The organism is Flavonifractor plautii ATCC 29863 (genome assembly GCF_000239295.1).
Taxonomy (GTDB): Bacteria; Bacillota; Clostridia; order Oscillospirales; family Oscillospiraceae; genus Flavonifractor; species Flavonifractor plautii.
The window spans coordinates 14,939-19,793 of sequence record NZ_JH417826.1; the positions used below are offsets into that span (position 1 = coordinate 14,939).

4 protein-coding genes are annotated in these 4,855 nt (G+C 59.4%); 3 read left to right on the forward strand and 1 reads right to left on the reverse strand.

From position 1 onward, the window contains the following. A partial coding sequence (mobP3, locus tag HMPREF0372_RS14285; RefSeq protein ID WP_007493928.1) for a MobP3 family relaxase occupies positions 1-1,373 on the forward strand: 1,373 nt, incomplete at its 5' end. Positions 1,374-1,406: 33 nt separating this feature from the next. Here the strand turns inward: mobP3 and HMPREF0372_RS14290 are convergent. Next, entirely contained in the window at positions 1,407-2,429 is a 1,023-nt protein-coding gene (locus HMPREF0372_RS14290) for a PDDEXK nuclease domain-containing protein (RefSeq protein ID WP_050810506.1), read from the reverse strand. 324 nt (positions 2,430-2,753) lie between these two features. On the opposite strand from HMPREF0372_RS14290, the gene HMPREF0372_RS14295 reads away from it, so the two are divergent. Together HMPREF0372_RS14295 and HMPREF0372_RS20815 are read left to right on the forward strand one after the other, a co-directional pair. After that, positions 2,754-3,440: a DUF3991 and toprim domain-containing protein gene (locus HMPREF0372_RS14295; protein ID WP_007493932.1), complete on the forward strand. Its 687-nt coding sequence runs from the start codon at positions 2,754-2,756 to the stop codon at positions 3,438-3,440. 153 nt (positions 3,441-3,593) lie between these two features. After that, on the forward strand, positions 3,594-4,855 hold a 1,262-nt coding region (locus HMPREF0372_RS20815), incomplete at its 3' end, for a type IV secretory system conjugative DNA transfer family protein (RefSeq protein WP_007493940.1).

Genomic DNA, 4,855 nt, shown 5'->3' on the forward strand with positions numbered 1-4,855 from the left:
TCGCCACCCGCCCCGGCGTGGAGGTGCTCAGGGGTGAGCACGGGGACCAGCCCGCTACGAAAAAGCAGCAGGCTTATATCCAGCACCTGCTCCGTGACTTCCCCGGCGCGAAGGAATTGCTGGAGTATGAAGACTACTGCAACGTGCCCACCCAGGCAAACGCCAACACTTTCATCCGCCAGGTGCAGGAGGACTTCGCGGAGCCCATGCGCCGGATGGAGAACTACCTGGACTACGTGTCCCACCGCCCCGGCGTGCAGCTGAACGGTGAGCACGGCCTGTGGTGCGCCGGGGGCAAGGTACGCAATCTCTCCCAGGCCGTCCGGGAGGTGGCGGAGCACACCGGCAGTGTGTGGACGCCGGTGGTGGCCATCCGCCGGGAGGACGCGGAACGGCTGGGCTACAACGACGCGGAGAGCTGGCGGCAACTGGTGTGCGCCTGCGCGCCTGAGATCGCCAGGGGGTATAAGATCCCGCTGGAGCACCTGTGCTGGTACGCCGCCTTCCACCGCAAGGAGGACAGCGTCCATATCCACATGGTGGTGTTCTCCTCCGATCCCAAGGAGGGCTACCTCACCAGGCAGGGTATCCAGCAGGTGAAGTCCGCCTTCGGCCGGCGGATCTTCCAACAGGATTTGCTCCACGTCTACGAACAGAAAACCGAATACCGGGACGCTCTGGGCCGGGATGCGGAGCGCACCATGGCAGAGCTGATCACCCAGATGGAGACTGGCCAGCTCCAAAATGAAAACCTGGAGCGGCTGGTGCTGGAGCTGGCCCAGCGGCTGCACAACACCCAGGGCAAAAAAGTCTACGGCTACCTGCCACCCAAAACCAAAGCATTGGTGGATGCCATCGTGGATGAGCTGGCAAAGGACGAGCGCGTAGCAGCCGCCTACAACCTGTGGAACCAGATGCGGGAGGAGGTATGCCGCACCTATTCTGAGCAGCTGCCGGAGCGCCTACCTCTTTCCAAACAGAAGGAGTTCAAGGCCGTGCGCAACATGGTCATACGGGAGATGCTCCGGCTGGGGCGACGTGAGCCGCCTGCAACAGATGAGGTGGTACACGGGTTTACCCCATCTGGCACACCGCCTGCACAATCCGGTATGCCGCATGGGGCACATCACCCACAGCAGAAGGTCACGCACCACCAGCGTACACAGACACATCGGGCGGTATCCCACGCGGATACCGCCCGATGTGTCCTTCAGCTATTCCACAACATGGGCCGCATCTTCCGAGAGCAGTCCGCCTCCGATGCCATCCAGGCTTGCCTGCACATTGACAAGAAGCGCCGCCGGATGCTCCGGGAGAAGCGTATGGCCCTAGGACATAAGGCGGATGACCATGAGGAACTGCGGATGAACTAGTGGGGCTCGGATCAGTCCAAGCCCCAACTTCAACTATTCATCCAACTTGTGAAAGGAGTCGAGTCGAAGCTCCCGCTTCAACTCATCCTCCGTGGGCAGATAGGTTTTGTACTTGGAGGTGAAGATCTGGGTGTTGTTTTCCGGCAGCGTATAGCGTACCACCGCGTCGTTTTTCTCCGCACACAGCACAATGCCAATGGGCGGATTGTCCCCTTCATTCATCATCTCACGGGTGTAGTAGTTCACATGCATCTGCATCTGGCCGATGTCCTGGTGGGTCAGGGTATCTGTTTTCAGATCGATCAGCACAAAGCACTTGAGGATGTAGTTGTAAAACACCAGGTCAATAAAGAAACTCTGCCCGTCCAGAGTAAACCGCTTCTGGCGGGAGACGAAGGAAAAACCGCGGCCCAGTTCCAGGAGGAACTGCTGGAGGTGATCAATAAGGGCCTGCTCCAGATCACTCTCGTAGACATGGGTATCCGGCTGGATCTGAAGGAACTCTATGACATAGGGATCCTTTATGATCTTCTCGTATTCGGGCTTGGGCTCTCTGAGCTGAATTTCCGCAGCGACAGACGCCTTGTCCTGGCTGGCCAGGATCCGCCGGTAGTACATGGTGTTGATCTGGCGCTCCAGCTGGCGCACACTCCAGGCTGATTTGGCACACTCCTCCGCATAGAATGCGCGTGCCTTCTCGTCTGATATACGCATCAGCAGGCGGTAGTGGGACCAGCTCAATTCGCTCCACAGTGTGGAGCGAATTGGGAACGTGCAATAGAACTGGCGCATATTTCGGAGCCCCTGCACACTGAAGCCTTTTCCGAATTCAGCAGTCAGTTTTGCGGAGAGGTATTCTAAGAGCCTGCTTCCATACTCCGCCCGGTCATTTTCTCCACACGCCTTGTAGATCTGCTCTCCGATCTCCCAATAGGCGGTCACCATGGCGGAGTTGACCGCTTTGGCTACGGAGTGCTGGGCAGTCACAATGGAGCCGCGGATGGCGTGGTAGGTCTGCTCTGGGCTGACAGTTAAAATCTCATCCTGCTTGTTCATGGTCAGCCTCCTGGCACAGTCAAATTCTGTTTCTTTTATTTTACACAATCCAGGGAAAGACAGCAACCAAAACCGAGGTGATTTCTCACGGGAACCTATATCCACTTTACCTCTGAACAGAAGGAGCAGGCCAACTCCGTTGATCTGGAGGAGTTCCTGCGGCGGCGGGGCGAGAAGCTGCTCCGCGCTGGGCGGGAGTCCCGGCTGGCCAGGATCCGTCATATTACTGTCCGGGGCAGCGAATGGTACGACCATATTGCCCGGCGGGGCGGCCACGCGGTCAGCTTCGTCCAGCACTACTACGGAACAACCTATCAGGAGGCCATGGAGCTCCTGCTGGGGAATGAATTGGGGGAGGCATATCCCGCCGCGCAGCCAAAGCGGGAGGAGCCGCTCAAGCCCTTCGCCCTGCCGCCGCCCCACACCGATATGCGACGGGTGTACGCCTACCTGATGAAGCAGCGCCACATCAGCCGGAAGGTTATCACCCACTTCGCCCGGGCCGGCCTGCTGTACGAGGACGCCCAATATCACAACTGCGTCTTTGTGGGGACAGACGAGCAGGGCGTCCCCCGCCACGCCCATAAGCGGAGCACCAACAGTCTGGGTAAGTCCTTCAAGGTCAACGTGGAGGGCAGCAGGCCCCAGTACAGCTTCCGCCACGTGGGACAGGACGGCCTGCTCTATGTGTTTGAGGCCCCGATTGATCTGCTGAGCTTCCTCACGCTGTACCCGGACAGATGGCAGGAGCACAGCTATGTGGCCCTGTGCGGTACCGGCGGCCAGGCCATGCATTGGATGCTGGAGCAGAACACCCGCCTCCGGGATGTGGTGCTCTGCCTGGATCACGACGAGCCCGGACAGACGGCGGCCAAGCGCCTCCAGGAAGAGTTGCAGGAAGCAGGATACCACAGCGGCATCCTGCTCCCTGTGCATAAGGACTGGAACGACGATCTGGTGCAGGGGCAGGCCATGGCTGGCCCTGCCATGACTATGGGGCAGAGCATGTAGCCCCATCCCCGTGCCGAAATCGTACCATGCCCGCCAAGGGGGTGGTGCGCCCTGCCGCTGGACCGGGCCCCGGTTCATCCTGGCCCACCAAAGAAGGTCACACTGGAAGATAGATCAAACACAGAGAATGACCAGAAAGAGGGAGATATACACGTGAGTAACGATACCTGGACGCTGATTCTCCTGTTGGCAGCAGTATTCGGAGCCCTGGCGGCCATCGCCGCCTTCTCCAGCCGGGGCAGCCTGGACAGCATCAAGAGCAAGGACGTGGGCGACGGCCAGCACGGAACCGCCCGCTGGGCCACACCGGCGGAGGTGAGGAAGACCTTCCGTTCCGTGCCCTTCCAGCCCGCGCTGTGGCGGAAGGGGGAGCAGCTCCCGGACGCACAGGGGTTGGTGCTGGGCTGTGTGGGAAAGCTCCCGGCTCCGCCGGAGTTCTCTTTGCTTGGGAAGACCGTCCATCCGCTCATCCCAGAGAAGCTGTGGAAGCACGGTGGGATTCGGGCCCTGGTAGACTGTGACGACATCCACTGCCTCATGATCGGCGCCTCCGGCGTGGGCAAGACCGCATATTTCCTGTACCCCAATATCGAGTACGCCTGTGCCAGCGGTATGAGTTTTTTCTCAAGTGACACGAAGGGAGATCTGGCCCGGAACTACGGCGCCATAGCCCGGGACTGCTACGGCTACCAGGTGTCGGTGGTGGATCTTCGGAACCCCACCCGCTCCGACGGCTACAACCTACTCACCCTGATCAACCACTACATGGATGTCTGCCGGAAAGATCCCACCAACCTGGCTGCCCGGGCCAAGGCGGAGAAATATGCTAAGATCCTGTCCAAGACTATCATCAACCCAGACGGGGAGAACTTCGCACAAAATCAATATTTTTATGATGCAGCTGAGGGTGTGCTTACCGCTGTGACCCTCTTACTAGCGGAATATTTGCCGCCAAAAAGGATCCACGGGGAGCTGCGGGAGCGGAGGCACATCGTGTCTGTGTTCAAGCTGGTGCAGGAGCTCTTGGCCCCCAGTATCCTGCCGGGGAAGAATGAGTTCCAGCTTCTCATGGACCGCCTGCCGGAGGAACACAAGGCCAAGTGGTTCTCCGGCTCCGCCCTCACCGCCGCGGAGCAGTCCATGGCTTCCGTTATGTCCACTGTGCTCTCCCGGCTGAACACTTTCCTGGACTCGGAGCTGGAACAGGTGCTCTGCTTCGATAGCGCCATAGACGCCGAGAGCTTTGTCTCGAAGAGATCTGCAATATTTCTGATTTTACCAGAGGAAGATGCCACGAAAAATTTCATGGCTGGGTTGATGATCCAGACCCTGAGCCGGGAGTTGTTCTCCGTGGCGGACGAGCACGACGGGAAGCTGCCCCGCCGGGTGGTGTTTTTCTGTGACGAGCTGGGCAC

Coding starts and splice junctions, on each gene's coding strand:
- HMPREF0372_RS14290 (WP_050810506.1), bottom strand. CDS start 2,429: ATGAACAAGCAGGATGAGATTTTAACTGTCAGCCCAGAGCAGACCTAC.
- HMPREF0372_RS14295 (WP_007493932.1), top strand. CDS start 2,754: ATGGAGCTCCTGCTGGGGAATGAATTGGGGGAGGCATATCCCGCCGCG.